Here is a 3,044-nt window from a genome sequence, read left to right on the forward strand (position 1 = left end):
AGATCACACTCACCCGACCGCAACGACTGCGCCGCCAGATGCAACGCCACCAACGACGACGAGCATGCGGTGTCCACCGTCACCGCAGGGCCCTCCAGGCCGAACGTATAGGCCACCCGACCGGTGATTACGCTGCCCGCGCTACCGCTTGCGAGCAGCCCCTCAAGCTCGGCGGGCACCTGCGCCCCGCGAGAGCCGTAGTCGTGGTACATCGCGCCCGCGAACACGCCCGTACGGCTGCCCCGCAAGGAGGTCGGGTCCAGGCCGGCCCGCTCGAACACCTCCCACGACGTCTCCAGCAGCAACCGCTGCTGCGGGTCCATCGCCAGCGCCTCGGCCGGCGAGATCCCGAAGAACTCCGCGTCGAAGTCACCGGCGTCGTGCAGGAAACCGCCGAACCGCGTGGTGGACCGGCCGGCCCGGTCGGGGTCGGGGTCGTAGAGGTCGCCGACGTCCCAGCCCCGGTCGGCGGGGAACCCGGTAATGCCGTCGGCGCCGCCGAGCACCAGCTCCCACAGGTCCTCGGGCGACCGGACCCCACCCGGATAGCGGCAGGCCATGCCGACGATGGCGATCGGCTCGCCGGCCGCGGTCGTCGCGGCGGACGGCGTCGCCGTCTCCAGTGCGCCCACCAGCAGGCCGGCCAGGTGCTCGGCCAGCACGGCCGGCGACGGGTAGTCGAAGACCAGCGTGGCCGGCAGCCGCAGCCCGGTCGCGGCGGCGAGCGCGTTGCGCAGCTCGACCGCCATCAGCGAGTCGAAACCGAGGTCACGGAAGACCCGGTCGGCGCCGACCGCCTCGGCCGACGCGAAGCCGAGCACTGTCGCGGCGTCCCGGCGCACGATGTCGAGCACCACGGCCTGCTGTTCCGCCGGCTCCAGCTCGATCATCCGCGCTCGCAGCCCGGTGTCGTCCACGGTGGCGGCCGGGCGCGCGGCGGGCCGCACCAGCCCACGCAGCGGCGGCGGCACGGCGGTGTGGCGGCCGAGGAGCCCGAGGTCGAGGCGGAGCGCCACCGGCGCCGGGTCGGATCCGGCCATGGCGGCGTCGAAGGCGCGCAGCCCCTCGTCGAGGGTGAACCCGCCGACGCCGGCCCGCCCCATCCGCGCCACGTCGGCGTCGGCGAGGGCACCGGCCATGCCGCCGCCGAGGTCCCACCGGCCCCACGCGATCGAGGTGGCGGGCAGGCCGGCGGCCCGGCGGTGCCGAGCCAGGCCGTCGAGGAACGCGTTGGCCGCGGCGTAGTTGGCCTGCCCGGCCGCGCCGAGCGTGCCGGCGGCAGACGAGAACAACACGAAGGCGTCGAGGTCGCGGTCGCGGGTCAGCTCGTGCAGGTGCCACGCGGCGGCGGCCTTCGGAGCCAGCACGGCGGCGACGCGCTCCGCGGTCATCGTTTCCAGCAGGCCGTCGTCGACGATGCCGGCCGCGTGCACCACGGCGGTCACCGGATGGTCGTCGAGGAGCCGCGCGAGCGTCTCCCGGTCGGACACGTCGCCGGCCACGACGGTCACCGAGGCGCCGAGCGCGGTGAGCTCCTCGACGGCGTCGGCACGGCCGCTCCGGCTGACCAGCAGGAGCTTCCGGACGCCGTACGTGCCGACCAGGTGCCGGGCGATCGCGACGCCGAGGGCGCCGGTGCCGCCGGTCACCAGCACCGTGCCGTCGGCGCGCCACGGCGTGCGCACCACCTCGGCCCGTTCCCGGACCAGCCGCGGCACCAGCGGCCGGCCGGCCCGGACGGCGATCTGCGGCTCCCCGGTCGCCACGGCGAGCGCCAGCGCACCCTCGTCGTCGGTGTCCGCCAGGACGACGCGGTCCGGGTGCTCGGCCTGCACCGACCGGACCAGACCCCACACGGCCGAGCCCGCCGGGTCGGTGATGTCGCCGGGCCCGGCGGCGCCGCGGGTCAGCACCACGAGGCGTTCCTCGGCGGGGCGGTCCTCGGCCAGCCAACCGCGGATCGCCTCCAGCGACTCGGCGACGACGGTCGCCGGATCGGAGGCCTCGCCGCGGCGCAGCACCTGATAGAGGGCTCCGGTCGCGGCCGGCGCGGCGACCGGGATCCACTCGAGCCGGAAGAGGTCGCTCCGCCGGTACGCGGCGAGCTGCTCGTCGGAGACCTCGCGGAAGGTGAGGGCGTCCACCGACAGCACCGGGCGGGCGGTTTCGTCGGTGGCGGTCACGGCGACCGCGTCCGGTGCGGCCGGGGTCAGCCGTACGCGCAGCGTCGAGGCGCCGGTGGCGGCCAACGTCACGCCCTGCCAGCCGAACGGCAGCCGGCCGGAGCGGCCCGGCTCGGCGCCGAGCGCGTGCAGGGCGGCGTCGAGCAGCGCGGGGTGGATGCCGAAGCCGTCACCGGGGATGCCGTCGAGCGCGACCTCGGCGTACCGGTCGTCGCCGTGGCGCCAGACGGCCCTGACGTTCCGAAAGGACGGACCGTAGTCGAAGCCGGCCGCCGCGAGGCGGTCGTAGAAGTCGTCGAGGTCCTCCGGCACGGCGCCGGTGGGCGGCCAGGAGGCGAGCACCGCCTGCGCTTCCGGCCGGCCGGTGCCGTCGAGGATGCCGGAAGCATGCCGGGCCCACTCACCGTCCGGCTGCCGGACGTGGACAGTGAAGGCTCGCGCACCGTTGGCGTCCCCGTCGACGGCCACCTGCACCGAGGCTCCCCCGTCGGCGGGCAACGTGAGCGGCGCCTCGAGGGTGAGCTCGCGGACCCGGCTGTGGCCGGTGGCCTGTGCCGCGCGCAGGGCCAGCTCGACGAAGACCGTGCCCGGCACGAGCGGCGCGGACCGCACGACGTGGTCGGCCAGCCACGGCTGAGCGGCGGCCGACAAACGGCCGGTCAGCAGCAGGCCGCCGGACTGCGGAAGCGCGACGGCGGCGCCGACCAGCGGGTGTTCGGTGGGCTCGAGGCCGGCCGCGGTCACGTCGCCGGGACGCGAGTCGCCGTCCCGCAGCCAGTAACGCCGCCGCTGGAAGGGGTAGGTGGGCAGGTCGGCCGGGTGGCCGGCGGGCAGCACCGCGGCCCAGTCGATCGGTGCGCC

At 76.1% G+C, this 3,044-nt stretch carries 1 protein-coding gene; it reads right to left on the minus strand.

Going from position 1 to position 3,044, the window contains the following annotated elements; all coding sequences use genetic code 11:
• A partial coding sequence (locus tag GA0070560_RS27940) for a type I polyketide synthase (protein WP_139131640.1) occupies nt 1–3,044 on the minus strand: 3,044 nt, incomplete at both ends.

Origin of the sequence: Micromonospora halophytica, assembly GCF_900090245.1 — a bacterium.
Lineage (GTDB): Bacteria > Actinomycetota > Actinomycetes > Mycobacteriales > Micromonosporaceae > Micromonospora > Micromonospora halophytica.